The following is a 768-nucleotide window of genomic DNA, read 5'->3' on the forward strand; positions in this document are numbered from 1 at the left end:
CCCATTCGTCACGCCTGCGGCGGCACTCGTCCAGCGTTTTGGCTACCGTGCTGAAAAGTTCGCCGTCCGTGTGGCGGTAGTCATATTGATAATAAATTTGTCCCCTGAAAGCCCCTAAACAGCATTTCACGAACTTTTCTTCTCCCGGTGTTTGGGTAATGCTTACCCCGTTTTTGTTAAGTGACTGCATGATGTTCTATTTTTTTTAATGGTTATAATATCAGTAAAGAAAGCAACAGCAGGAAAAGCAGAGCCACGCCCAGCGCATAAAGGGCTGAAAGGCAGACCCGGAGCAGGAAACGGGCGGCACAAAACACGATATACGCCGTTATCGCCGTGCCTGCTCCGGCTACGCTGGTAAACCGCCATGCAAGGCAGAGCAGCAACACCCGCCAAAGGATTTTATAAATGCTTTTCCGTTTCATCGCTTGGTCGTTTTTAACGGGCAGGGCTTTGACACCCCGCCCGGATTGGTTGTTATGCCGCACGGAACACAAAACCGTCATCAAACCAGTAATCGCACATAAAAAGGTCACGGGCGAACTTTTCATAATCGAAATAGGTCTTTGCGAACTCCGGCAGGTCGTAGCATTCCTCGATAATTTCATAGGCGAAATCTTCTTCATCGTCATATTGACCCAGATACTCGTCCCGGAAATCACGTACAAGGTCGTCCGCATCTTCCTCGCCCAAATCATGGCTTTTATAGTTGCACCACACGAAAAAGGCTTCCTGCTCGGTGTCGCTCAAATCCTCCACCGCATCACG

3 protein-coding genes are annotated in these 768 nt (G+C 49.5%); all 3 read right to left on the reverse strand.

The window, feature by feature from the left end:
* The coding region (locus H8S64_RS22205; protein WP_186976666.1) for a DUF3873 domain-containing protein at positions 1 to 190 on the reverse strand (190 nt) is incomplete at its 3' end.
* A 22-nt stretch (positions 191 to 212) separates the two neighbouring features.
* Positions 213 to 425, reverse strand: coding sequence for a hypothetical protein (locus tag H8S64_RS22210; RefSeq protein WP_007754115.1), 213 nt, complete (start codon positions 423 to 425; stop codon positions 213 to 215).
* Positions 426 to 477: 52 nt separating this feature from the next.
* A partial coding sequence (locus tag H8S64_RS22215; RefSeq protein WP_186978736.1) for an antirestriction protein ArdA occupies positions 478 to 768 on the reverse strand: 291 nt, incomplete at its 5' end.

The organism is Butyricimonas hominis, assembly GCF_014287455.1.
Lineage (GTDB): Bacteria > Bacteroidota > Bacteroidia > Bacteroidales > Marinifilaceae > Butyricimonas > Butyricimonas muris.